We start from the raw sequence: 23375 nt of genomic DNA on the forward strand, positions 1-23375 counted from the left end.
AAGGCCTGGCCAGCGGGCGCGCCATGTCGCCAGCGGACCGAGCACGGCAAGCCTTCACGCTGTCGCGTCAATGCGGCAGCCATACGCATTTGTCGGAGGCGATCGATGGAAAAAGTAGTGGAAGCCGGCCTGGGCCGCGACACCAGCCTGTCGCGGACCCTGAGTGCCGACCTGCCGCGCGCCACAAGCGGCGGCACGTCGGCCCGCGGTCCACGTGGCCTGCCGCCCGTGGCGGGCCCCCACGGCATCAAGGTATTCGGCGAACGGCGTATCGTTCCCGTCCAGCGGCGCACGCGCCAGGGCGGCATGCCGGGACTGGTCGAGGCCCTGCTGCGCGAAAGCTCGCATGAATCGCGCACCGCGCTGATGCAGTCGGCGATCCGGGGGATCGGTTTCGACTGGCTCGGTTATGGCACGGCCACCACCGTGGGCGGGCAGGTGCAGATGCGCACCTTCCTTGATACCTATTCGCATCCGGCCTGGCGCGACTACTACCTGCGCGAGCGCTATTACGAGGTCGATCCGCGCCAGCCGCGGCCCGGCACCTTCGGCCTGCCGCTGGTGTGGGACGTCAGCGATCTGGAGCGCAGCACCTCGGGCGGCACGCAGGCGCTGCGGCTGCGCCGCTTCCTCGACGACCTGCGCGACGCCGGCATCCGCAGCGGCGTGTTCCTGAACCTGCCGATGCCGGGCACCAGCGACTTCGTCGCGATCAGCTTCGCCTCCGGCATCGAGAGCCGCCGCTGGATCGGCGACCCGGTGATCGGCCAGGCTTTGACGGTCGGCTTCGCGCTGCACGAATTCCTGACCTGCCACGCCGATATCCCGGCGCTCGGCGGCACGCAGCGCGACGGCCTGTCCGAGGTCCAGCGCGACATCCTGGCCTGCCTGGCACAAGGTCTGTCGGACAAGCAGATCGCCAACCGCATGGAGATGTCGATCTTCAACGTCGACTACCACATGCGCCGGCTGCGCAGCCATTTCGGCGTGCGCAATCGCGTACAGCTGGCGCATGCGGCCACGATGCAGGACCCGACGTTGATCGCCACGGCGGTGGAGAGGATGGATCGGGCGGAGAGGATGGAGCGTGGGGGCAATGGTGCCCGCGAGCGCGCCGGGGCGGGATATCGCGCGGAAGAGGCGTTGTTGGATTGCTAGGGGCGGTTGCCCTCTCCCCCAGCCCCTCTCCCGCGAGCGGGAGAGGGGAGCACGTCAGCGGTCGAGCAACGGCGACGCGGTATCTATCGCGCCAACCGGCTCCCTCTCCCGCTTGCGGGAGAGGGCTGGGGAGAGGGCAAACCACGCCAGCAAACCAAAAACACCCTACCCCCCCTTCGCCCACCGCATCAGATCCGCCACCCGCTCGAACAGCGAGCGGTCGATGAAGCGATCGAGCGGCACCGTCAGATAGAGCCGCTGCGCCAGGTCCGAATCGAAGGCCGACGGGATCAGGTAGTCGGCGGCGGCCTGGCGGATGCGGGCCGCGACCTGGCCGCCGCCCTTGGCGACCACCTTGGGCAGCGTACCGGGCCCGTCGTAGCGCAGCGCCACCGCGTACTGCGTGGAATAGACCACCGCGGTCGACACCCGCACCCGCTCGCCGACGCCGAAGAACGCCGCCTCGAAGAACGCCGCGCGGCGCCGCCCGGCGATCATCGGATCGCCCTGCGTGTCCTTGTACTCGCGCCGGTATTCCTCGATGCTCATGCGCTGGCGCTTCATGAACTCGTAGCGCTCGTGCACGTAGTCGATCACCGCCATGATCAGATAGATCACCGCGGCCCAGCAGCACATCATCAGCAGGATATGGGCGATCAGCAGCAGGATCTCGGCCGGCCGCGCATAGCCGGTGCGCACGCCATCCTCGATCGCCCGCAGCGCCAGCACATAGATCAGCCCGCCCAGCAGCGCGATCTTGATCACGGTCTTCAGCAGATTGACCAGATTGCGCACCGCGAACATCCGCTTCAGGCCCTCGGCCGGATTCAGCCGTGCCAGCTGCGGCTTGATCTGCTCGAACGCGACCAGCGGCCCGACCTGCACGAAGGCGCCGACGATGCCGCAGACCAGCGCGATCGCCGCGATCGGCAGCACGCCCATCAGCAGGAAGCGCGCACCGGCCTCGCCGAGCGCCAGCATCTGCTGGTCGGCCAGATGCTGGTCGATCGCGCCCATCGCGCTCAGCCACAGCGCCTGGAACAGCCGCACGAAATAGCGCCCGAGCAGCCATAGCGCGATCAGCACCCCAAGAAAGACGAAGGCCGACGTGACATCGCTGCTGCGCGGCACCTCGCCACGCTTGCGCGCGTCGTCCAGCTTGCGCCGCGTCGCCTCGAGGTTCTTTTCGCTATCGGCCATGGCGTGGCCTCACTGGACGCCCGCGCGTCCGCGCAGCAGGTCGATCAGCGCGTTGTCCGGCCGCAGGAAGCCCTGCAGCGTGTCCACCATCACCGACAGCATCAGCACCAGCATCAGGAAGGCGACCGTGATCTTGACCGGCTGCGCGAACTGGAACACGTCGAACTGCGGCACGAAGCGGGCGATCAGCGCAAAGCCGAGCTCGACGATCACCAACAGCAGCAGGATCGGCGCCGCCAGCTTGACGACCCACGAGAACATCGTGCCGGCATAGATATTCGCAAACTGGAACGACGACAGCGAGACATCCGGACCGAAGGACATCACCGGCCAGAAGGCGAACGATTCGACGATCACGCCAGTCATCGCAAACAGGCCGCCGAACGACGCGAACAGCGCGATGCCCAGGTGGGACAGCAGGTTCTCCATCGGCCCGTCCTCCTGCTGCGTCACCGGATCGAAGAACGTCGCGTTGCCCGAGCCGGTCTGGAAGTCGATCAGCTCGCCGATCATCTGCAGCGCGACGAAGAACAGCCCGAACGCCATGCCCAGCAGCAGGCCGATGAAGGCCTCCTTGAAGATCAGCAGCAGCCACAGTCCGCCCGCCACCGCGTCGATGTCGACGCGGGCGCCCGGCGAGACAAACAGCGCGATGGCCAGCACGATGCCGTTGCGCGCCACGCCGGGGATCGATTGGTGCGACAGGAACGGCACCACGGTAAAGGCCGTCAGCAGCCGCGGCATCACCATCAGGATCGGCATCACGGTCTCGCGGCCCCACTGGAAGAAGATCGCCGGATCGATCATGCCTTGATGCCTGCTCCCATGCCCCGCTGCCACACGCGCAGCGCGGCCTCCTCGGCGGCCTCCTCCTCGCGGCGCTCGATGTCGGCTCGTGCCGCGGCCTGTTCGCGGCCGATCAGTTCGCGGGTGCCGGTCAGCCGAGCCTGCGCCTGTGCCCACAGCCGGCGGCTTTGCTCGAATTCGGCACGACGCTGGCCGGCGATATCGAGGGCCTGCGCCAGCGCGGCATTGGCGCGGGCGATGCGGGCGTCGAACGACGCCTGCCACGCCTGCGCATCGAGCAGGCCCGAGATCGCGACGCCCTCCTTCGCGGCGCTGTCGCGCAGGCGCTGCAGAAACGCCGCGCGCTCCGACAGCGCCGCGCGCACCGCGCCCTGCGCCGCCTCGGCGGCCCGCATGCCTTCGAGAAACGCATCGCGCTTCTGCCGCATCTCGCGATGGGCGTCCTCGTGGCGGCGTTCGCGCACGCGTTCGAGCTGGCGCAGCGGCACCGTGGTCGATTGCCCGTTCATCGTTTGGCCTCCTGCTGAGCGGGGGCGCGCCCTGCCGCGGCCATCGCCGCCGTCGCTGGCGTCACCGCCGGAGCCGGCGGCGTGATCGCCCGCTCCAGCGTGCGCAGCGTGGTCTCGTAGGCGTCGAGCTTGCCGGCCGGCTGCGCCAGGAAGGCGCGGATCTGGCCGATCGACGCGACCGCCGCGTCCGCCACCGCATCGGCGCCGGGACGGTATTCGCCGATCTGCAGCAGCAGCTCCAGCTCGCGATACTTGGCCAGCAGCTCGCGCAGCCGGGCCGCATGGCGCGCCTGCTGGTCGTCGACCACATGCGGCATCACGCGGCTGACGCTGGCCAGCACGTCGATGGCCGGATACTGGCCGGCACTGGCCAGCTTGCGCGACAGCACGATATGGCCGTCCAGGATCGAGCGGACCTCTTCGGCGATCGGGTCGCTGTCGTCCTCGCCTTCGGTCAGCACCGTGTAGGCGGCCGTGATCGAGCCGCGCGCGGCGGTACCGGCGCGCTCCAGCAATTGCGGCAGCATCGAGAACACCGACGGCGGATAGCTGCGCCGCGTCGGCGGTTCGCCGCTGGCCAGGCCGATCTCGCGCTGCGCGCGCGCCAGCCGGGTCAGCGAATCGACCAGCAGCAGCACGCGCTTGCCCTGGTCGCGAAAATGCTCGGCGATCGCGGTCGCGGTATACGCGCACTTGACCCGCTCCATCGGCGCGCGGTCCGACGTCGCGACCACCAGCACCGTGCGGGCCAGCCCTGCATCGCCAAGGCTGTATTCGATGAATTCGCGCACCTCGCGGCCACGCTCGCCGACCAGCGCGACCACGTTGACATCGCTCTGCGCGCCGCGCGCCAGCATGCCGAGCAGCGTGCTCTTGCCCACGCCCGGCGGCGCAAAGATGCCGACACGCTGGCCTTCGCCCAGCGTCAGCAGGCCGTCGATCGCGCGCACGCCGGTCGCCAGCGGCGTGCGGATCAGCGCGCGGGTCAGCGGATCGGGCGGCTCGTTCTCGACCGGCACCTGGCTGACGCCGACCAGCGGCCCGCGGCCGTCGATCGGGCTGCCCAGCGCGTCGAGCACCCGGCCCAGCAGCGCGGCGCCGGCCGGACAACGGTAGCCGTGCATCTGCGGCACGACCTCGGTCACCGCCGACACGCCGGTGGTGCGTCCGAGCGGCGTCAGCAGCGCGGTCTGCTGCTCGAAGCCGACCACCTCGGCGAGCAGCGGCGGCTCACCCGGCGTGACCAGCTGGCAGATCTCGCCGACATGCGCCTGGATGCCGGTCGCATTGATCAGCATGCCGACCGCCTTCGACACGCGGCCGCGCATCGCCACCGGCGTGAAGTGGTCGAACGCGCGTTCGAGATCGAGCGCGGCATGCTGCAGCGCGGCCTTCAGGTCGGATGTCGGGATCGGGTCGGCCATGGGCGTGGGTTCAGAAATGCGCTGCGAAACGGCTCAACGAACCGTCGTCCCCGCGAACGCGGGGACCCAGTGGCGTTGAAAGACGCTGGGTTCCCGCCGGCGGGGGAACGACATGGTGGTGATGGACATGTTGTCGGCCTCTCGCAGCCTCAACCCGCCTGCACACGGCGCGCAAACGCTTCGAGCTGGGCCTGCAGCCCCACCTCCATCGTGCCGGACGGGGTCAGGATGCGGCAGGCATCGGGCTCGAGGCTGGGCTCGACCACGACGTTGGCGCGGCGCGGCCAGTCCAGCGTCTCGGCCATCGCATCGAGCAGGTTGCGCACCGCCTGCTCGCGGCCGAGCGGGATCTGGATCGTGATGAAGGGCTCGCTGCGGACCAGCACGTCGATCCGCTGCAGCGCGACCTCGAGGATGATGTCCGGATCGAGCTCGCCGGCGATCTGCTGGACCGCCTTCATCACGATATTTGCCATGGTCCGCCGCATCGCGCCGAGCTGGCGCTCCGCCTCCGCCGCGGCGCTGACCTGCGCGGCGGCGTGCTCGGCCTGGGCCTTGGCCCAGCCGTCGCGGTAGCCGTGCTGGCGCCGCTGCTCGGCGTCGCGCTGCGCGTCGGTGGTGATGCGGTGCGCCTCGCGGCGGGCGGCCTCGATGACCTCGGCCGCGTCCATCAGCGCCGCGTACTCGGCCTCCTTCAGGACCTTGCGCTCGGACAGCAGCTGCAGGTTCTCGCTGGTGATCAGAAAAGCCAGTGCCATGTCGGAAACCGTTCCGGAATCAGATTAAGCAGGAGCAGCTCGCGCAGCTGCGCGGCCTGCGGGCGGCTCAGCGCCGGCACCGGCAGCGCGGCGAGCCGCCGCGGGAATTTGCGCCGCACCGCGTTCAACAGCGCGGATGGGGCATCGCCCTGTGCCGTGCCGCTGGCCGCCGGCGGCAGCGCCTGCACCAGGCCGCACAGCAGCCGGTAGCCGCGTTCGGCCATCACGCGGGCGGCGGACGATGGCCGCGCGCGAATGGGATCGAGATTCATCGGCAGGTCCGGCAGATCGGGCACGCGCTTCAGGATAAAGGCCACCGCCTGCGGATCGAAGCGCCGCGCGGCGCGCCGCAGCCGGTACGGCACCGTGCCGATCAGCGGCTGCGCCAGCGCCCCCAGCCTGCCGTCGAGCTGCTGCGCCAGGCGGCTGCGCTCGCTGGCGAAGCCGGGCTTGTGCACCGCCATGCCGCACCAGACCGCGAGCAGCCGCAGCGCGCTGCGATCGAGCAGCACCAGCCTTGCCAGCGGGTCGCCACGCCCGTCGAGCAAGGCCTGCAGCAATCGCCCGCGCGCCGGTTCGTCGCCGCCGAGCGCCAGCGGCCCCGCCAATATCTGCGCCGCGGCAGGGCCGAAGCGGTCAGCCTTGCGCAGCGGCAGCGGCCATTCGCGCGGCAGCCAGCTCGGATGCTGATGCGCGAGCGGGCGCTGCGCGAAATCGGCGACCGCGCGGGCCAGCGCAAGCGACGGCACATGCGAGGACGCATGCAGGCCATGCGGCAGACCCGGCGCGGCCAGCGCGACCATCAGGCACGGCTCCTCGTCGACGGACGGGCGCCAAGGCGGCCCAACGCCTGCCGCAGGCCGCCGCGTTTCCACGCCAGCACGCCGATCCCGGCGAGCGCCAGCGCGGCGATCACCGCCCCCGCGATCGCGGCGAAGCGGCCGACCGGGAACCCCTGGCTGGCCGGTGCACGGGCCACCGGGCCGATGGGCGTAAACGGCCGCGCCTCGACCAGCGACAGCGAGACCTTGTCGTGGGTCACGCCCTCGATGCTGTGGGCGACCATGTCCTTGACCGTCGGCACCAGCAGCCGCAGGTCGGTGTCGGGACGATGCTTGATGAAGACTGCCGCCGACGACGGCCGGATCTTGTCCGACAGCGGATCGGTGGCCGGGATCACCACATGCACCCGCGCGGTCACCACGCCGTCGATGTTGCGCAGCGTTTCGGACAGTTCCTGCGACAGCGCGAAGATATAGCGCATGCGCTCTTCGGTCGGCGTCGCCACCAGTCCCTGCTTCTGGAACACCTGGCCCAGCGACGAGAAGCGCTCGCCGGGCAGCCCTTCGCTGCGCAGGATCTCCAGCGCGGCGGGCAGCTGCGCCTCGTCGACGCGCACGCTCCAGCCGGTCTCGCCGGCGCGGACCTTGTCGGCGTCGATGCCCTCGGCGGTCAGCACCGCCAGCATCTGGTTGGCCTCGGCCTCGTTCAGCGAGGCATAGAGATCGACGCGGCAGGCCGCGAGCAGCAGCGCCAGTGCAAGCGGGGCAAGACGCGACAGCCGGCGCCGCCGCGTGGCCGGCATGGCCGAAGCCGCAGAGATCGGCGTCATTGCTGGTTCTTGAGCAGGCTGTTGAACAGATTGGTGCCCGCGCTGCCGATGCTCGACGTGACATGGATCGACGAGAACAACTCGAGCGATTCGGTCTGAAGCATCATGGCCTGATACACCACGTCGCTGGTGCTGCCCTGCTGGATCGCGGCGAACATGCTCTCGCGCATCTCGTCGAGCCGCGCGGCCTGGCGTGCCGCCTCTTCGCCCGCCGACACATAGGTGGTGCGGATCGCGGCGCCGAGCGACGACGAGCTCGGCTCGCTGGCGGTGGTGCCGCCGGCGGCGCCATGCTGCACCATCTCGGCAAACGTGCGCGCGTCGGCCGGATCGGCGGCCTGGTTGGCCTGTGGCGCCTGCTGGTGCGCGGACACGGTAGCCGTATCGGCAACGGCGCCTTGGGCGGCGATCGCGGTGGGATCCATCGCTGTTCTCCTCGACTGAAATCAGGGACAAGCGGGTCAGGGTGCGCGGCGCGCCGGACCGGCGCCGTGGCCGTCCGGCGACGCGCGCGACCCCGCCGCCGTCAGTTGGTCCTCGACGTCTGCTTGACGTCCTGCATCGCGCCCTGGACCAGGTTGGCCTTCTGCGTGTTGTGCGCCATTTCGCTGCTGACCACAGCGTTCTGACGGGTCAGCGTGTCCTGCAGGGCCATGATGTTCACCGAGAACTCCTGGGCCTTCTGCTGGATTTCCTGCATCTTGGCGTTCAGATCGACTTCACCAGCCATTTCCATCTCCTTCGTCAAGTGGTACTCAAGTGGTACTGCCAAACACTCCGCATCGGCGATGCGGAACCGATCTGCCGCGGTCCCTTGCGAGAGACCGCGGCGAATTCCTGCCGCGCACTCCAGCGCTCCCTAGCGCTGCGGCGGCGGCTCGCCGCCCTTGCCTTCCTTCAGCACCAGCCCGTCCGCTTCGATCTTCTCGATCTCGGCGCCGTTCTTCAGCACCGCCCCTTCGAAATACCGGCTGCCGTTGGCCAGCTGCACATAGCGCGTGCCGTCGCCGTTGTCGGTAATGCTGACCACCCGCGCCGGAAACACGCCCTGCCAGTTGTCCCAGCGGCCCTCGCGCAGATGGCGCCGCCGGCTGTCGGCGGTCTCGCGGTAGTCGATGCGGTCGGACACCAGCACGCCGGGGTGCAGGTCCTCGATCACGCGCTTGACCTTGTCGCGGCCCGCCACCGGGTCCGCCGTGCCGGTCAGCACCACGCGGCCGTTGCCCTGGTAGGCGATGCCCACGCCCGGCTCGTCGACGTAGCGCTGGATGTGTTCGATGATGTCGTCGGCCGACCGGACCTGCTGCTGCACGCCGCGCCCGAACGGCGCCAGCGCCTGCGCGATGCGTTGGCGATCGACGCGCGAATTGACGAAGCCGCGCACGGCGACCGCGCCGTTGGGCAGCGACACCACCTCCAATTCCGGATAGCCGGCGACGGTCTCGCGCACCGCGGCCGGGTCGACCTGCGCGGTACGGGCGAATCCGCCGTCTTGCGACAGCGTGGCGGCCAGCCAGCCGGCACCGATCAGCAGCGCCACCACCAGCACGCCGATGCCGCCCAGCACCCAGCGGCTGGACTGGCGCACCGGCTCGTCGCTGTCGGCGCGCGCGGCGCGGCGGCCCGATTCGGCCCACGCGAACAGCGTGTCGGTAGTCTCGGAAGCCGCCGGCGCGGCGCGCAGCAACTCCATGTCGAGCGAGCCGACCGTCAGGATGTCGCCACCGGCCAGCGCGATCACGCGCTGCGTGGTGTCGCGGCCGTTGACCTTGACCTGCGCCTCGCCGATGCGCTCGGCCGACACCGCCAGCTCGCCGACGTTCAGCACCAGATGGCGCGGCTGCACGTCGTCGCCGGGCACGCTGATGTCGACGTCGCTGGCGGCGCCCAGCACATTGGCACCGCGCCGCAACGAGATCACCCGCCCGTAGACGGCGCCGCCCAGCAGCCGCAGCGTCCAGCCGGCGGCGCCGGCCTCCTGGCGCGGCGGGCCGGCAAGCGGATCGGCGTGGGGATCGACGTACGAATCGGCGTGCGGATCGGCGTGCAACGTGGCCATCAGCTCATCCCCGGCATCACCAGACGCGGTGTCAGCAGGTAGAAGCGTTCCATGTTGGCCTGGCGCTTCTCCTGGTACTTGAACAGGTTGCCGATGATCGGCACATCCTGCAGGAACGGCACGCCCGACGACGCGCGCAGCTTCTCCTCGACGGTATAGCCGGCAATCAGCAGGCTCTTGCCCTCGTCGACCATCGCCTGCGTGGTGATCGAGCGGCGCCGCACGATGGGGATGTTGTCGACGGTCTCGCCGGACAGGTCGCCATCGGCGATATCGATGCTCAGCATCACCGCGCGCCCTTCCCGCTCGTCGATCACCAGCGGCGTCACCCGCACCGCGGTGCCGGCGACCACGTTGAACAGGCCGGCATCCTGGAAGCCGTCGACGCGCACGTAGAACTCGCGCATGTTCTCCAGCGCGGCCTCGGTGTTGTCCAGCGTCAGCACCTTGGGCCGCGCGACGAAGTTGGCCTGGCCGCGCTCGGCCAGCGCCTTGACGCGGGTCAACAGGTAGCGCGTGACGTCGTTGCCGATCGCGCCGGTGAACTGCAGGCCCGAGCCGGCGGTATTGCCGGTGGTGCCGCCCTCCGAACGCGCATTGCCGAAGGTCAGCGGCGAACCGCCGCCACCGCCAAGCTGCAGGTCGACGTGCCGCGTATGCAGGCGCCAGTCGACGCCGAGGCTGTCCAGGTTTTCCTGGCTGATGTCCATGATCGTGACCTCGATCTCGATCAGCCGCGGCTTGACGTCGAGCGACGAGATCAGGCGCTGGTACTGCGCCATCCGTTCCGGAACATCGCGGACGATCACCGCGTTCAGCCGCGTATCGGCCTGGAACTGCGGCAGGCCGCCAAAGCCCCAGTTGCCGAAGCCGGGCTGGCCGATGCCGGTGGAGCCGTCGTTCATCGACTCGAGCACCTGGCGCGGATTGGCCTGCGGCAGCGTCATGTTGTTGGCCCCGCCGCTGCGCAGCTCGGCCATGCGGCTGGCGCCGCGGCTCGGGCCCATGCTGACCGGCGTGGTCGCCGTGCCGGCGCGCTGGCGCCCGTACAGGCTGCGCAGCACCGTAACGACGCCCGGCACCGTGATGTCCTTGCCGGAACGATTGATGCGGAAGTCCGACGCCCACGAGTACTTCAGCGGGAAGATCTGCACCTCGGCGCGGTCGTCGTTGACGGCGCGATCGTCGAACGCGCGCACCGCCGAGCGCACGGTCTCGACATAGCGCTTCGGGCCCGAGACCATCACGGTGCCGTCGTCGTCGTTGATCGTGATCGGGTAGCGCGAGTCGATGACCTGCATGTGTTCCAGCGCATCGTTCAGCCGGTCCCCTGCCCCGCGCGCGAACGGAATGACCTCGCTGCGGGCCTCGCCGGCCGGCTCGATATAGAGCAGCGAACCGTCGTAGTAGTAGGTCAGGCCATAGCTGGCGCAGACGCTGCGCAGGATCGACAGCGGCGAATCGGAGAAGCGGCCGCTGATGGTGCCGTCCACGCGCGAATCGACCACCGCGGTGGTGCCCTGCGTCGAAGCCAGCTCCCGCAGGAAGTCCGCCACGCGCTTCTCGCTGGCCGAGATCTGGAACGGCTTGCCGGGCCAGTTCAGGTCGGCCGCGTGCAGCGGCCCGGCCGCGCCGAGCCACAGGGCGAGCAGCAGCGCCACCGCCACCATCATGCGCAGCGCGCCCGCATACCGCGGCGGCAGCGTCTTATCTGTCGACGGACGGCCCTGCATTGCGCCCGCCATGGCCAGACATCGAGGTCCGAACCGTTCGCTTGTCAACATATCCTCCCCGGTTTTCCACTGCGTGATTTTGCGTAGCTGTCGTGCGTAACTGTCGTGCGTAACTGCCGTGCGAATCTGTCGTTACAAGAAGGTCAGCATGGTCTGGATCGCGCGCTGCGAGAACCGCATCACCTCGCCGCCGAGCCAGCCGCCCAGCAGCACCAGCGACACCAGCACCGCGATCAGCCGCGCCGAGGTGCCGATGCTCTGGTCCTGGATCTGGGTGACCGCCTGCAGCACCGCCACCACCAGCGCCACCACGGTGCCGATCAGCACCACGGGCAGCGTCACCCACAGCACCACCAGCAGCGCCTCGCGCGTGATATCGAGAATCGTGTCGGCGCCCATCGCTCACTCGACCTCGGGATTGCGGATCCAGCCAACCGGCACCAGGCGCACGTCCTCGTCGACTTCCTGGTAGGACAGCACCGGCAGGCGCGGTGCGACCGGCTCGATCAGCCGCTTGATGTAGCGGCGCACGTCGACGCTGACGACCACCACCACGCGAGCGGCGTTGGCCTTTTCCAGCAGCTGGCGCAACTGCTCTCGGATCTCGCGGGTGACGTCGTGGCTCAGCAGCAGCAGGTTGCCGCGCGCGGCCTTTTCGATCGCGCCCTGCACGCGTTGCTCCAGCGCGGGTTCGAACAGCACCGCGTCGATCGCGCGTTCGCCGCCGACATGGCGGCTGGTGATCAGCCGGCCCAGATCGACGCGCACCAGTTCGGTCAGCGCGATCGCATCGGTTTCCTTGGGTGCCCAGGTCACCAGGCTTTCGAAGATCGTGCGCAGGTTGCGGATCGGCACGTCTTCCTGCAGCAGGCGGCGCAGCACCTCGGTGACGCGCTGCAGCGGCACCACGCGGGCCAGCTCCATCACCAGGTCCGGCGCCTCGGCCTGCACCACGTGCATCATCTCCTGCACGTCCTGGATGCCCAGCAGCGGCGCGGCATGCTGCTTGATCACCGCGCCGACATGGACGGCCAGCACTTCCTCGCAGGACAGCGTGCGCGGCGCCCCCGGGGCCCGCGCGTCGCTGATGGCTTCGCGGCCGGCGCGGCCGGTCGGCTTGTCCTGCGGAATCCATACCGCCTCGGCAAACGGCCCGAACGGCGCGCCGACCACAGCGCGGCCCTGGTCCACCAGGGCGCGCGAGCCCGGCTCGACCAGCTCCATGCCCGGCCGCAGCGCGCCGCGCGAAGCCACCACGTCCTGCACGCGGATCGCGTAGGTATCCGGCTCGCCCAGCGGGCGGTATTCGATCCGCAGCCGCGGAAAGACCATGCCCAAGTCCGATTCGACCTGGCTCTTGGCGATCGTCATGCGCTGCTCGAACTGGCGCATGTCGAGGCGATCGCGCAGCGTCGGGTCCAGGTCGAGCGCCAGCGCGGGCGCCACCGCCGAGCGCGTATCGTCCGACTTGCGCTCGTCCGGCATCTCGATCCAGGTCACCGTGCCGGCGGTCCGTTGGCCGCGGCGCATCAGCCAGTAGCCGCAGCCGGCCACCACCAGCGCCATCGTGGCGAACGTCCATTTGGGGAAGCCGGGCACCACCAGGAACACGGCGATCGCCACGCCCGACACCAGCAGCGCCTTCGGCTGGGCCAGCAGCTGGCGGCCGATCACGGTGCCGAGGTTGGCGGCGCGGCTGTCGCTGTCGTCCGACGACACACGGGTGATCACCACGCCGGCGGCGATCGACACCAGCAGCGACGGGATCTGCGAGACCATGCCGTCGCCGATGGTCAGGATCGCGTAGCGCTGCAGCGCGTCGCCGATGCTCATGTCCTTCATCAGCGTGCCGATCGTGATGCCGGCCAGGATATTGACCAGCGCAATGACGACGCCCGCGATCGCATCGCCCTTGACGAACTTCATCGCACCGTCCATCGCCCCGTGCAGCTGGCATTCCTGCTCCAGCTCGCGGCGCCGCTCCTGTGCCTGGGCGGCGCTGATGGTGCCGGCGCGGACGTCGGCGTCGATGCTCATCTGCTTGCCCGGCATCGCATCCAGCGCGAAACGGGCGCCGACCTCGGCCACGCGCTCCGAGCCCTTGGCGATCACGATGAACTGCACGATCGCGATGATCAGGAACACCACGCCGCCGACCACGACGTTGTTGCCGACGATCAGCTTGCCGAAGGTCTCGATGATGTGGCCCGCATTGGCGTGCAACAGGATCAGCTTGGTCGACGCGATATTCAGCGACAGCCGCAGCAGCGTGGTAAACAGCAGCAGCGAGGGAAACGTCGACAGCGACAGCGCCGACGGAATATAGGTGGCGACGATCAACAGCGTCAGGCTGATGCCCAGATTGATCGTCAGCATCAGATCCAGCAGGAAGGTCGGCAGCGGCAGCACGAACAGTGCGATCACCGCAAACAGCAGCAGCGTCAGCGCGATGTCGGACTGGCGCGAGGCCGCCGCAGCCATCTGCTGCAGGCCCGGCGCGGGGCCGATCCCCTTGGTGAATCCCGACAGTTTTGCCATGACGCGATATGTGGGCTGCTATTGGGCTGCTATTGGGCTGCTATTGGGCTGCTTTAGGGCTGCTATTGGGGTGCTATTGGCGTGCTTTTGGGCCTTCTGGCCGCTGCAATGGTTCGATCGGCCGTTCCCCCGGCGAGCCTGCCCGACGCGATGCCACGGCAAGCCGAGCCACGCCGCCGCGGCGCACCCCTGGCGAACGGTGAGCGCAGTGTATGGCGGCTGCGCCACGCGACCAATACCGAGGATTCGTAGCAGCGGGACTGCGCAGGGGGTGCCGGGGGCCGCCCCTACCAAGGCTCGTAGTGGACGGCGCTGCACCTGCTTCCGTATCGTTCTCCCGTCGCGCATCTGCCATGCAGCTGCGTACTTCGTTTGCGTACTTCGGTCACCGGCTGCGGCCGCTGCGGCCAGCATCGCGCCGCCGGCGGGCCTTGCCATTCCTCTGCCATTCATGACGTCATCCGTTGCGCTCAGCGAATCCCCAGCGCCGGCAGGCCCCTTGTCAGCGGGCCGCGGCGGGCCGGCGCGTGCGCGCGTGCGGCTGCATCGCCCGGGAACCAGCGACACCCCGATCCGCGAACTGGACGCCGCGCCCGAGCTGCCGCATGTCGAAGCCGATGTGGCGGCCCTGGCCAATCGCCTGCTGTGCCGGACGGCGCCATTGCGGTTGCGCCTGGCCGGCGCCGACTGGTTGCTGCATTTCGAGCCGCAGGACGGCCCCGCGGCCGGCGGGTCGGCCTCTTCGCACGGCGGACTGGACGTCCACCGCAACGCTTACGCCTTCACGATCGGCGAAACGCGCGGACAGCTGTCGTTCGATATTCCGAGCGAACGCCGGCTGCTCGGCGTGGACGGCGCCGCGGAGACGCTGCCCGCGCTGCTGCGGCAAGCGTTGATGGCGGATGCACTCGCCCAGGTCGCGGAAGCCGCGGCCGCCGTATCCCGGCAGCCGTTCGCCTGGCAAGGGGATGGCGCCGGCCCGCGCTCGCGGGCGCCCTGCTTCGGCCTGACGCTGCGGCGTATCGCCGATGGCGGCGACGACCGCGACGGCACCAGCGGCAGCGAGGCGCTGCACGCGACCCTGCAGCTTGACGAGCCCGAACGCCTTGCCGCGCTGCCGCTGCTGCAGCGCGGAGCCGATACGCCGCTGGCGCCGTGGCTGGCACAACTGCGCGTGCCGCTGGCCGTGCGCATCGGCACCACTGCCATCGCGGTCGGCGAGATGCGCGATATCCGTCCCGGCGACATCGTCGGCATCGAACAGTGGCAGACGCATGGCGGCGCGCTGGCCGTCCATTGCACCACCGGTGCCGCGGGACTGGGCTGGCCCGCGCTGGCCGAGGGGCGCCGCATCACGATTCAACGCCCGACCGGCGCCCCCGCCGCGCCGTCGGCTCATGGAGACAGCATGGAAGACCGCAACAACGGGCAGCGCGACTTGCCGCATCCGGACGCCGCCCCGGCCGCGCTCGATCGGCTGGAAGAACTGGAGGTGTCGCTGCGCTTCGAGGTCGGCGACGTCTCGCTGGCGCTGGCCGACCTGCGCGAGGTGCGGCCCGGCTACGTATTCGAACTGCCGCAGCCGCTGAAACAGAGCGAGGTGCGCATCGTCGCCGGCGGCCGCATCCTGGGCACCGGCACGCTGATCGCGGTGGGCAACCGGCTCGGCGTGCGCGTGTCGAGCTTCGCCGCGGGCGACGCATGAGCGGCAATCTGTACAACCCGGTACTGATCCTCACCGTCATCCTGGCGTTCGGCATTGCGCCGTTCGTCGCGCTGATGGTGACCAGCTATACCAAGCTGGTGATCGTGTTCGGGCTGCTGCGCGCCGCGCTGGGGCTGCAGCAGGTGCCGCCCAACATGGTGCTGAACGGCATCGCGATCATCCTGACCGCCTATATCATGGCGCCGATCGGCGCCGATGCCTTCGACGCGATCGAGCGGCGCGCGCAGAGCAATGCGCCGTTCAACGTGGGGGATGTGGTCACCGTCTACGACTCGGTCAGCGGGCCGCTGAAGGAATTTCTGATCAAGCATACCGAGGAACGCAACCGCACCTTCTTCGTGCAGTCGGCCAAGCGGATCTGGCCGGAGGGACGCGCCGACGATCTGCAGCCGGACGACATGATGGTGCTGATCCCGAGCTTCACGCTGTCGGAGCTGACGCGCGCGTTCCAGATCGGCTTCATCATCTATCTGGTCTTCGTGGTGGTCGACCTGATCGTCGCGGCGATCCTGCTGGCGCTGGGCATGTCGATGATCGCGCCGACCACGATCTCGGTGCCGTTCAAGCTGCTGCTGTTCGTGATGCTGGAGGGGTGGACGCAGCTGATCCAGGGGCTGGTGCTGTCGTACCGCTAGGTTGCTGCGGCCGGTGCGGCCGCGGCATCGGCCTCGCTCTCCATCCTCTCTGCCTCAGTCGATCACCTCGGCGCAGGCATCGGTCGGCAGCGCGGCGACATCGCCGATCACCGGCACGATCTTCAGGCCCGCGGAGGCAACCCGGCACGGGGCGGCCAGCACGCCGCAGCCCCCGAGCGCAAGGACCGATGCAAGGAGCAGCGGCAATACAATCAGCAATCGTTTCATCGGGCATGGCCTCGTCAGCGGGAACGCGCATTGTGCACGATTCCTTGCCTGCCGGCATCCTGGGCTAGCATACGGACTGATACGCCCTTCCGGATCGCCGATGACTTTTGCCGCAACGACCCATCTGCACGACCTGCAATCGCCCTTCCCGGTTCCCCGCACGCGGCGCCGCCGCTGGATCGCCGGCGCGCTGACCGCCTTGCCGATGGTCCTGCTGGCCGCCCTGCTGACGGGCTTCGCCACCGGCGCACTGGCCCAGCCGCTGTGGTTCGCCAATGGCAAGCCGACTCCCGCCGCGCAGCAGGCAGTCGCCGCACTGGCCAACGCACCGGCCGACGGCCTGGACGCCGAGGACTACGACGCCAACATGCTGCGCGACGCGGTGGCGAAGGCCGCCAACGGGCCGGCGCTGCCGCCCGAGGCGGCCGATCGCCTCGACGGTGCGCTGACCGCGGCAATGCAGCGCTATCTGTCCGACCTGCACCGCGGCCGCGTCGACCCGCGCAAGGTCGGCGCGAACTTCAATATCGCCGAGGAGAAGCCGTTCGATCCCGATGGCTATCTGCGCGCCGCGCTGGCGGCGAACCGTCTGCCGGCAGCGATCCGCGAAGCCGCGCCGTCGTTTCCGCTGTATGGCACCCTGCGCGATGCGCTGGCCCGCTACCGCGCGCTGGCCACGCAGCCCTACTGGAAGTCCCCTCTGCCGGCGCTGCCCGAGCGCAAGCTGACCGAGGGCAAACCCTATGACGGCCTGCCCGCGCTGGCCCAGCGCCTGACCGCGCTTGGCGATCTGCCCGCGGGCACGCCGGTGCCTGCCACCTATACCGGCCCGCTTGTGGCCGCGGTCAAGTCGTTCCAGACCCGCCATGGCCTCGAAGCGGACGGCGTGATCGGCCCGGCCACGCTGGACCAGCTCAATACGCCGCCGTCGGCGCGCGTGCGGCAGATCGTGCTGACGATGGAGCGGCTGCGCTGGACCCCGCTGGCGGAAGGCTCGCGCATGATCGTCGTCAATATCCCCGAGTTCATGCTGCGCGCCTACGAGTTCCACGAGGGCAAGCTCGATATCCGGCTCGAGATGAAGGTGATCGTCGGCAAGGCCCTCGACACGCGCACGCCGCTGTTCAAGGAAGACATGCGCTATATCGAGTTCAGCCCGTACTGGAACGTGCCGCGCTCGATCGCCACGAAGGAGATCATTCCGCGGCTGCAGCGCGATCCCGCCTACTTCAACCGGCAGGGCTTCGAATTCGTGGCCGGCAACGAGGTCATCAAGCAGCTGAACGCCGCCAATATGCAGGCGGTGATGGACGGGCAGATGCGCATCCGCCAGCGGCCGGGCCCGCTGAACGCGCTCGGCGACATCAAGTTCGTGTTCCCGAACAACCAGGCCATCTATCTGCACCACACGCCGGCGCCGCAGCTGTTCAAGCGCGGCCGGCGCGACCTGAGCCACGGCTGCATCCGCGTCGAAGATCCGGTGGCGCTCGCCAGGTTCGTGCTCAAGGACATGCCGGAATGGACCGAGGAGCGGATCCGGCAGGCGATGGGCGCCGGCAAGGCCAGCACCGTCTCGCTGATCAATCCCTTGCCGGTAACGTTGGCTTATGGCACGGCCATCGCAAGAGCCGATGGACGGGTATACTTCCTCGCTGACATTTACGGCCAGGATAAAGTGCTCGGCCAGGCGCTGCAGCAGCGCGCCGCGCGCCGGGCCTCACATACGCCAGCCGTCAGGGCCACGCCGCCGGCCAAACGCGCGGCCAGCGCCCCGCCCTCCTGAGACAGGCAACATCGAGCCAACTTCGAGCCAAGCAAGCTAGAACATCACATCATGACGTATTCACGTGATCCGGCACGGCGCCGCTTCCTGCAACGTACCGGCGGCCTGGCGCTGAGCGCCGGCCTGACGGCCCTGGCGCCCAGGCTGGCGCTGGCCAATGTGCCGGGCGCGCGCGCGCTGGCCTTCGACCACACCCATACCGGCGAGCATCTGTCGCTGGTCTATGCGATGGGCGAACAGGTCCTGCCGCAGGCCCATCTGAAGCTCAATCGCTTCCTGCGCGACCATTATTCGGGGGACGTCGGCACGATCGATCCCGAGTTGTTCGGCGTGCTGTACCAGCTGCGCACGGTGCTGGGCAGCGACAACCCGTTCCAGGTCATCTCCGGCTATCGCAGCCCCCATACCAATTCCCGCCTGCGCAAGACGCGCGGCGGCGGCGTGGCCAAGCACAGCCTGCATATGGACGGCAAGGCGATCGACATCCGCCTGCCCGGCGTGCCGCTGGACGATCTGCGCGACGCGGCCGTGTCGCTGCAGGCCGGCGGCGTCGGCTTCTACCGCAGCGAAAACTTCATCCACATCGACACCGGCCGCGTGCGCCGCTGGGGCTGATCCCCACGGCAACCGTTATTGGCGCGGCTCGCTTCGGCCGCGCTTGTCCGAGACGATCCGGCCATCCTTGAAGACCAGCTGCAATTGACGGACGTTGTTGACGTCCTCGAGCGGATTGCCGCCGACCACGATCAGGTCGGCGATCTTGCCGGTCTCGATCGTGCCGAGCCGATCGCCGACGCCACAGACCGCTGCGCCATGCGCGGTCGCCGCGCGAATCGCCTGCCACGGCGTGGCGCCATCGCGCACCCATAGCCCCAGCTCCAGCAGGGCCGCGTCCTTCAGCGGCCGGATATCGGACCCCAGCGCCATCCGCACGCCCGCCCGCAACGCTTTCTGGAAGGCCTCGGTGTGCTGCTCGACCGCGGCTTCCGCACGGCAGCACAGCGCGTGCGCCAGATTGCGTTCGCTGGACCAGCGCCGTTCGAAGATATTGGTGGCCTGCCCCGGCGTCAGATGGCTGATCGCCAGCGTCGGCACATACCAGGTGCCGTGCTCCACCAGCGCCTCGATGCACTCGTCGTCCATGATGTAGCCATGTTCGATCGAATGCGCGCCGAGCCGGACCGCGGCCTTCACCGCGGCCGGATTGGTGGCATGCGCCATCACCTTGAATTCGCGCAGCTTGCAGATATCGAAGGCGGCGCGGATCTCGTCGTCGAGCAGGAAGCTGTGCCGGTGCAGGTCCCACGCCGGCCCCAGGATGCCGCCCGACAGGTTCAGCTTGATATGGTCGACGCCATGCTTGATCTGCTCGCGGATCGCCTGGACGAAGCCATAGGGACCGTCGCATTCGAGCGCATGGCCCGAGGTCAGGAAGTGCCCGCCGGTCGTGGTCAGGAAATGCCCCGCGGCAAAGACGCGCGGGCCCAGATGCTGGCCGGAATCGAACGCGCGCTTCCACGCGACATCGATGAAGCTGTGCGCGCCCGCGCTGCGAAAGCCGACGATGCCCGATTCGAGCAGGCCCTGCTGCAGCTTGTGGCCGAACAGCGTGACCTGGTCGGGCAGGGGCATGTCCATCAGCGTCGGGAAGTAGTCGGGATGGATATGCACGTCCCACAGGCCCGGCATCAGGAAGGCGCCGTGCAGGTCGACCACCTCGCAGTCGCCCACGCCGGCAGGATCGCCGGCATGGAAGATCTCGCGGATCTTGCCGTCCTCCAGCAGCACGGCCTTGTCGGGCTGCGCGGCCGGCTCCACGCAGTCGATCAGCGTGGCGTGTTTCAGCAGCGTTCTCATGCTTTCCCCCTTCTCGGTCGTCATCGTTTGGCGGCAGGGGCCATCTGCCTGGCCAGCTCGCTCCATTTGGTGATTTCCGCGTCGATATAGCGGCCGAACGCCTCCGGCGACGAGCCCTGCACCACCGCACCCAGCGACGCATAGCGCTGGCGCACCTCGGGCATCTGCAGGATCGCGTTGACCTCGCGGTTCAGGCGCGCGACCACCGCATCGGGTGTTTTCGCGGGCGCGAGCAGGCCCCACCAGGTGCCGCCGCTGAAGTCGGGCAGGCCCGCCTCCGCGAAGGTCGGCACATTCGGCAGCGAGGGCAGCCGCGACGGCAGTGCCACCGCCAGCGCGCGCAGCTTGCCGGCCTTGACGTGCTCCTGCACCGCGGGCGGCGTGTCGAACGTGTAGTCGATATGGCCGGCAATCACGTCGGCGATCGACGGGCCGCTGCCTTTGTATGGAACATGGGCCGCCTCGATGCGCGCGATCCGCTTGAACAGTTCGCCGCCCATATGGTTGGACGTGTTCTCGCCGAACGACGAATAGTTGAGCTTGCCGGGATTGGCGCGGGCATAGGCAATGAACTCGGCCAGCGTCTTTGCCGGCACCGACGGATTGACCACCAGCAGGAACGGCACCGTTCCGACGGTCGACACCGGTTTCAGGTCACGCCGCGGATCGTAGGACAGGCTCATCGTCGAAAGCGCGATCGAGACCTCCGGCGACGCCGCCAGCAGCAAGGCATAGCCGTCCGGCTCGGCCCGCACCACCGAAGCGGCGCCGATGGTGCCGCTGGCGCCGGGGCGGTTCTCCACGACGATCTGCTGACCCAGCCGCGACGACAACTGCTCGGCCAGCAGCCGGCCGCCGACATCGGTGCTGCCCCCTGGCGGATAGCCGATCACCATGCGAATCGGCCGCTCGGGCCAATCGGCGGCCGCGCCGAGCCGGGGTACCGCCGTCGTCAGCATTAGCGACGAGGCGGCGAGGAAAGTGCGTCGTTTCATCGTGAGCTCCCCTGTTTCACATCAGCATGGCAACGCGACATCGGTCGAGCTGGGCGGCTTTCGGATCAGCGTGTCAGGCCGCCGGGCTTACCATCGCATCCGCAATCCGGTAGGCGGTATTGACCGAATCGGTGACGCCCAAATGCCCGTGCCCCACCGCCAGCCACAGGCCCGGATGACCCTCGGCCGGCCCGACGATCGGCACCGAGTCCGGCATGCACGGCCGGTGCCCCATCCATCGGCTCGGCGCCGGATCGTCGAGGCCATCGAAGGTTTCGCGCGCGATCCGCTCGAGCATCGCCGCGCGGCGCATATCGGGCGGACGCGACAGCCCGCCGATTTCGACCGTGCCGCCGACGCGCAGCCCCTCCTCCATCGGCGTCACGAAGACCTTGCGGTCCGCCAGCACCACGGTGCGCGATACGACCCGCGCCGCATCGCGGAACTGCACGTGATAGCCGCGCTGGCTCTCCAGCGGAATGTCGAGCCCCAGCGGCGCCGTCAACTGGCGCGACCAGGCGCCAGCAGCGACCACGATCTCGTCGAAGCACTGGTCCGTGCGGCCGCCGGCCTCCACCACGCACCAGCGCGGCCGGCCCGCGAAGTCCGCGCGGCGCAGCGCGCGGACTTCGGTTCGCAGCCGGCTGCCGCCGCGCTGCTCGAACGCCCGCACGATGGCTCGCACATAGCGGCCCGGATTGACGATGGTCGCGTGGTCCTGCAAGAACATGCCGACCTGATAGCGCCTGCCGACATTGGGCTCCAGCGCCTCGATGCCGGCCCGGTCCAGCCTCTCGACGTCGTAGCCGAACTCCTTGCGCATGCGCCACGACGTCGCGTCCTTGTCCAGCGCCGCGGCATCGGGATACAGATGCAGATGCCCGCGCCGCACCAGCAGCTCGGGCACCCCGATCTCCTGCGTCAGCTGCAGATGCCGCTGCACCGCATTCACGTGGATCGCATGCAGCCGCTCCGCAGCCTGCTCGACGCGGCGCGGCGACGCCGACGCGATAAATCGCAGCAGCCACGGCAAGGCGCGCGGCAGATAGGGCAGCGGCAGATACAGCGGACTGCGTTCGTCCAGCAGCATCGCCGGCAACGACGCCAGCACGCCCGGCATGGCCAGCGGCGCGACCGAGCCCGGGCTGATGGCCCCGGAATTGCCATAGCTGCAGGCCTGCCCGGGCTCGTCCCGGTCGATCAGCGTGACCTCGGCCCCGCGCTTCTGCAGCTCGTACGCGATCGCCGACCCGACGATGCCGGCGCCGACCACGGCAACGCGTGGCGGGCGGGACGAAGCGGACGGAGGGATCGGCGTGTTCTGATGTTGCATGGAAATCTGTTGGATCGGTGGATGGCTTGACGGCTTCGAATGTAAGTGGCTCACTATCGCGGGCGCAATAGCGGATATCGGCATGCGATATCTGGGCAGCTTAACGAGGAGACCCTGGAATGGGAACGGCGAAGGCAGTGCGGGCACCGACAGCCCGGATCGCGGGGGCGAACGGCGATGGCCGACAGCGCGACGAGGGTGAAGACGACACGCGGCCGGCCAATCCGCTCTTCATCGCGTCGATCGGCAAGGCCTTCGAAGTGCTCGAATGCCTGGCGGACATCGGGCGCCCGGTCGGCCTGACCGAGCTCTGCCAGCATGCCTCGCTGAGCCGCAGCGCGCTGCAGCGCATCACCCATACGCTGACCGCCCTCGGCTATCTGCGCCAGGACCCGAAAACCCGCGCGTTTACGCTGTCCGGCAAGGTGCTGCACCTGAGCCACGCGATGCTGTCCAGCGACTCGCTGCGCGACCGCGCCCTGCCCCATCTCGAAGACCTGAATCGACGCACCGCCGAGACCGTCAACCTGATGGAGATGGAAGGCGACGAGATCGTCTATGTGGTGCGCTTTCCCGGCTTTCGTGCGGTCAGCGTGGACCTGCACGTCGGCTCCCGTCTGCCGATCCACTGCTCCGCGGCCGGCCGCGCGATCCTCGCGGAAATGGACATCGACGATGCGATGCGCCTGCTGGCGCGCGTGCCCCGCCGCGCGATGACGCCGCACACGCGCACCGAGCTGTCCGACCTGCGCACGGCGCTGCAGACCGCGCGCAAACGCGGCTATGCGCTGAACGACCAGGAATCCTTCATCGGCGATATCTCGATCGCCAAGGCGATCCTGAACCGGCAGCGCGAGCCGATCGGCGCCGTGAACATCGCGGTGTCGACCTCGCGCTGGACGGTCGAGGAAACGCTGCGGCAATTGCTGCCGCAGCTGCTGGTCACGGCACGCGCGATCGAACGCGACGTCAACGCGCGCTGAGCGATTTGCGCGGGGCGTGGCCGCTGCAAGGGCCGAA

23 protein-coding genes are annotated in these 23375 nt (G+C 69.0%); 6 read left to right on the top strand and 17 right to left on the bottom strand.

Annotated elements, in window-relative coordinates:
- Positions 1-105: 105 nt before the first annotated feature.
- Entirely contained in the window at positions 106-1158 is a 1053-nt protein-coding gene (locus FOB47_RS06165; protein WP_244959171.1) for a helix-turn-helix transcriptional regulator, read from the top strand.
- 165 nt (positions 1159-1323) lie between these two features.
- On the opposite strand, the gene FOB47_RS06170 is transcribed toward FOB47_RS06165, so the two are convergent.
- The 13 genes from FOB47_RS06170 to sctV form a co-directional block, all read right to left on the bottom strand.
- A complete protein-coding gene (locus FOB47_RS06170) occupies positions 1324-2358 on the bottom strand; it encodes an EscU/YscU/HrcU family type III secretion system export apparatus switch protein (protein WP_174780303.1) in 1035 nt (344 codons plus the stop codon).
- A 9-nt stretch (positions 2359-2367) separates the two neighbouring features.
- The gene (sctT, locus tag FOB47_RS06175; protein ID WP_043439419.1) at positions 2368-3165 is read right to left on the bottom strand and encodes a type III secretion system export apparatus subunit SctT; all 798 of its coding nucleotides are present in this window, start codon (positions 3163-3165) and stop codon (positions 2368-2370) included.
- Positions 3162-3674: a type III secretion protein HrpD gene (locus FOB47_RS06180; protein ID WP_174780304.1), complete on the bottom strand. Its 513-nt coding sequence runs from the start codon at positions 3672-3674 to the stop codon at positions 3162-3164. Before FOB47_RS06180 ends, sctT begins: the two co-directional genes overlap by 4 nt.
- Complete coding sequence (locus FOB47_RS06185; RefSeq protein WP_174780305.1) at positions 3671-5098, bottom strand: FliI/YscN family ATPase; 1428 nt, start codon at positions 5096-5098, stop codon at positions 3671-3673. Before FOB47_RS06185 ends, FOB47_RS06180 begins: the two co-directional genes overlap by 4 nt.
- A 149-nt stretch (positions 5099-5247) precedes the next feature.
- Positions 5248-5856 (bottom strand): type III secretion system stator protein SctL, encoded by a 609-nt coding sequence (gene sctL, locus FOB47_RS06190; RefSeq protein ID WP_053823833.1) that lies wholly within the window; start codon positions 5854-5856, stop codon positions 5248-5250.
- Positions 5838-6659 (bottom strand): type III secretion system protein SctK, encoded by an 822-nt coding sequence (locus FOB47_RS06195; RefSeq protein WP_174780306.1) that lies wholly within the window; start codon positions 6657-6659, stop codon positions 5838-5840. Before FOB47_RS06195 ends, sctL begins: the two co-directional genes overlap by 19 nt.
- Positions 6659-7468, bottom strand: coding sequence for a type III secretion system inner membrane ring lipoprotein SctJ (gene sctJ / locus FOB47_RS06200; protein ID WP_244959172.1), 810 nt, complete (start codon positions 7466-7468; stop codon positions 6659-6661). Before sctJ ends, FOB47_RS06195 begins: the two co-directional genes overlap by 1 nt.
- Complete coding sequence (locus FOB47_RS06205) at positions 7465-7893, bottom strand: hypothetical protein (protein WP_053823831.1); 429 nt, start codon at positions 7891-7893, stop codon at positions 7465-7467. The genes sctJ and FOB47_RS06205 overlap by 4 nt, the downstream gene beginning before the upstream one ends.
- A gap of 101 nt (positions 7894-7994) precedes the next feature.
- Positions 7995-8198 carry a hypothetical protein gene (locus FOB47_RS06210; protein WP_006580119.1) on the bottom strand — a complete coding sequence of 68 codons (204 nt, stop codon included), beginning with the start codon at positions 8196-8198 and terminating at the stop codon, positions 7995-7997.
- A 129-nt stretch (positions 8199-8327) separates the two neighbouring features.
- Positions 8328-9527: a SctD/MshK family protein gene (locus FOB47_RS06215; protein ID WP_244959173.1), complete on the bottom strand. Its 1200-nt coding sequence runs from the start codon at positions 9525-9527 to the stop codon at positions 8328-8330.
- Positions 9527-11272 (bottom strand): type III secretion system outer membrane ring subunit SctC, encoded by a 1746-nt coding sequence (sctC, locus tag FOB47_RS06220; protein WP_226995064.1) that lies wholly within the window; start codon positions 11270-11272, stop codon positions 9527-9529. Before sctC ends, FOB47_RS06215 begins: the two co-directional genes overlap by 1 nt.
- 120 nt (positions 11273-11392) lie before the next feature.
- A complete protein-coding gene (locus tag FOB47_RS06225; RefSeq protein ID WP_006580269.1) occupies positions 11393-11659 on the bottom strand; it encodes a flagellar biosynthetic protein FliQ in 267 nt (88 codons plus the stop codon).
- A gap of 3 nt (positions 11660-11662) precedes the next feature.
- Positions 11663-13798: a type III secretion system export apparatus subunit SctV gene (gene sctV, locus FOB47_RS06230; protein WP_053823830.1), complete on the bottom strand. Its 2136-nt coding sequence runs from the start codon at positions 13796-13798 to the stop codon at positions 11663-11665.
- 535 nt (positions 13799-14333) lie between these two features.
- Here sctV and sctQ point away from each other — a divergent pair.
- Positions 14334-15503 carry a type III secretion system cytoplasmic ring protein SctQ gene (gene sctQ / locus FOB47_RS06235; RefSeq protein ID WP_244959174.1) on the top strand — a complete coding sequence of 390 codons (1170 nt, stop codon included), beginning with the start codon at positions 14334-14336 and terminating at the stop codon, positions 15501-15503.
- Positions 15500-16159, top strand: a complete 660-nt coding sequence (gene sctR / locus FOB47_RS06240) for a type III secretion system export apparatus subunit SctR (RefSeq protein ID WP_006576043.1) — start codon at positions 15500-15502, stop codon at positions 16157-16159. The genes sctQ and sctR overlap by 4 nt, the downstream gene beginning before the upstream one ends.
- A gap of 54 nt (positions 16160-16213) precedes the next feature.
- On the opposite strand, the gene FOB47_RS06245 is transcribed toward sctR, so the two are convergent.
- Complete coding sequence (locus FOB47_RS06245) at positions 16214-16387, bottom strand: DUF6726 family protein (RefSeq protein WP_170265853.1); 174 nt, start codon at positions 16385-16387, stop codon at positions 16214-16216.
- A 205-nt stretch (positions 16388-16592) separates the two neighbouring features.
- Between FOB47_RS06245 and FOB47_RS06250 the strand changes: the two genes are divergently transcribed.
- A complete protein-coding gene (locus tag FOB47_RS06250) occupies positions 16593-18170 on the top strand; it encodes a L,D-transpeptidase family protein (protein WP_151022559.1) in 1578 nt (525 codons plus the stop codon).
- Between the two features lie 51 nt (positions 18171-18221).
- Positions 18222-18785: a peptidoglycan L,D-endopeptidase MepK gene (gene mepK, locus FOB47_RS06255; RefSeq protein ID WP_174780308.1), complete on the top strand. Its 564-nt coding sequence runs from the start codon at positions 18222-18224 to the stop codon at positions 18783-18785.
- 15 nt (positions 18786-18800) lie between these two features.
- Here the strand turns inward: mepK and FOB47_RS06260 are convergent, their stop codons facing one another.
- The 3 genes from FOB47_RS06260 to FOB47_RS06270 form a co-directional block, all read right to left on the bottom strand.
- On the bottom strand, positions 18801-20027 hold the full coding sequence (locus tag FOB47_RS06260) for an amidohydrolase family protein (protein WP_174780309.1): 1227 nt from the start codon (positions 20025-20027) through the stop codon (positions 18801-18803).
- Positions 20028-20047: 20 nt separating this feature from the next.
- On the bottom strand, positions 20048-21022 hold the full coding sequence (locus tag FOB47_RS06265; RefSeq protein ID WP_174780310.1) for a Bug family tripartite tricarboxylate transporter substrate binding protein: 975 nt from the start codon (positions 21020-21022) through the stop codon (positions 20048-20050).
- Between the two features lie 73 nt (positions 21023-21095).
- Complete coding sequence (locus FOB47_RS06270; RefSeq protein ID WP_174780311.1) at positions 21096-22355, bottom strand: NAD(P)/FAD-dependent oxidoreductase; 1260 nt, start codon at positions 22353-22355, stop codon at positions 21096-21098.
- Positions 22356-22474: 119 nt separating this feature from the next.
- On the opposite strand from FOB47_RS06270, the gene FOB47_RS06275 reads away from it, so the two are divergent.
- A complete protein-coding gene (locus FOB47_RS06275) occupies positions 22475-23338 on the top strand; it encodes an IclR family transcriptional regulator (RefSeq protein ID WP_174780312.1) in 864 nt (287 codons plus the stop codon).
- Positions 23339-23375: the final 37 nt, after the last annotated feature.

The organism is Cupriavidus gilardii (assembly GCF_013347325.1).
Classification (GTDB): Bacteria; Pseudomonadota; Gammaproteobacteria; order Burkholderiales; family Burkholderiaceae; genus Cupriavidus; species Cupriavidus gilardii.

Excerpts from the sequence above, each read along its gene's own strand:
- sctL (WP_053823833.1), bottom strand. The coding sequence starts at position 5,856 with ATGGCACTGGCTTTTCTGATCACCAGCGAGAACCTGCAGCTGCTGTCC.
- FOB47_RS06215 (WP_244959173.1), bottom strand. The coding sequence starts at position 9,527 with ATGGCCACGTTGCACGCCGATCCGCACGCCGATTCGTACGTCGATCCC.
- sctT (WP_043439419.1), bottom strand. The coding sequence starts at position 3,165 with ATGATCGATCCGGCGATCTTCTTCCAGTGGGGCCGCGAGACCGTGATG.
- FOB47_RS06210 (WP_006580119.1), bottom strand. The coding sequence starts at position 8,198 with ATGGCTGGTGAAGTCGATCTGAACGCCAAGATGCAGGAAATCCAGCAG.
- FOB47_RS06260 (WP_174780309.1), bottom strand. The coding sequence starts at position 20,027 with ATGAGAACGCTGCTGAAACACGCCACGCTGATCGACTGCGTGGAGCCG.
- sctV (WP_053823830.1), bottom strand. The coding sequence starts at position 13,798 with ATGGCAAAACTGTCGGGATTCACCAAGGGGATCGGCCCCGCGCCGGGC.
- FOB47_RS06265 (WP_174780310.1), bottom strand. The coding sequence starts at position 21,022 with ATGAAACGACGCACTTTCCTCGCCGCCTCGTCGCTAATGCTGACGACG.
- FOB47_RS06170 (WP_174780303.1), bottom strand. The coding sequence starts at position 2,358 with ATGGCCGATAGCGAAAAGAACCTCGAGGCGACGCGGCGCAAGCTGGAC.
- FOB47_RS06195 (WP_174780306.1), bottom strand. The coding sequence starts at position 6,659 with ATGGTCGCGCTGGCCGCGCCGGGTCTGCCGCATGGCCTGCATGCGTCC.
- FOB47_RS06250 (WP_151022559.1), top strand. The coding sequence starts at position 16,593 with ATGGTCCTGCTGGCCGCCCTGCTGACGGGCTTCGCCACCGGCGCACTG.
- mepK (WP_174780308.1), top strand. The coding sequence starts at position 18,222 with ATGACGTATTCACGTGATCCGGCACGGCGCCGCTTCCTGCAACGTACC.
- FOB47_RS06205 (WP_053823831.1), bottom strand. The coding sequence starts at position 7,893 with ATGGATCCCACCGCGATCGCCGCCCAAGGCGCCGTTGCCGATACGGCT.
- FOB47_RS06185 (WP_174780305.1), bottom strand. The coding sequence starts at position 5,098 with ATGGCCGACCCGATCCCGACATCCGACCTGAAGGCCGCGCTGCAGCAT.
- sctC (WP_226995064.1), bottom strand. The coding sequence starts at position 11,272 with ATGGCGGGCGCAATGCAGGGCCGTCCGTCGACAGATAAGACGCTGCCG.
- FOB47_RS06270 (WP_174780311.1), bottom strand. The coding sequence starts at position 22,355 with ATGCAACATCAGAACACGCCGATCCCTCCGTCCGCTTCGTCCCGCCCG.
- FOB47_RS06225 (WP_006580269.1), bottom strand. The coding sequence starts at position 11,659 with ATGGGCGCCGACACGATTCTCGATATCACGCGCGAGGCGCTGCTGGTG.
- FOB47_RS06275 (WP_174780312.1), top strand. The coding sequence starts at position 22,475 with ATGGGAACGGCGAAGGCAGTGCGGGCACCGACAGCCCGGATCGCGGGG.
- FOB47_RS06180 (WP_174780304.1), bottom strand. The coding sequence starts at position 3,674 with ATGAACGGGCAATCGACCACGGTGCCGCTGCGCCAGCTCGAACGCGTG.
- FOB47_RS06165 (WP_244959171.1), top strand. The coding sequence starts at position 106 with ATGGAAAAAGTAGTGGAAGCCGGCCTGGGCCGCGACACCAGCCTGTCG.
- sctR (WP_006576043.1), top strand. The coding sequence starts at position 15,500 with ATGAGCGGCAATCTGTACAACCCGGTACTGATCCTCACCGTCATCCTG.
- sctJ (WP_244959172.1), bottom strand. The coding sequence starts at position 7,468 with ATGACGCCGATCTCTGCGGCTTCGGCCATGCCGGCCACGCGGCGGCGC.
- FOB47_RS06245 (WP_170265853.1), bottom strand. The coding sequence starts at position 16,387 with ATGAAACGATTGCTGATTGTATTGCCGCTGCTCCTTGCATCGGTCCTT.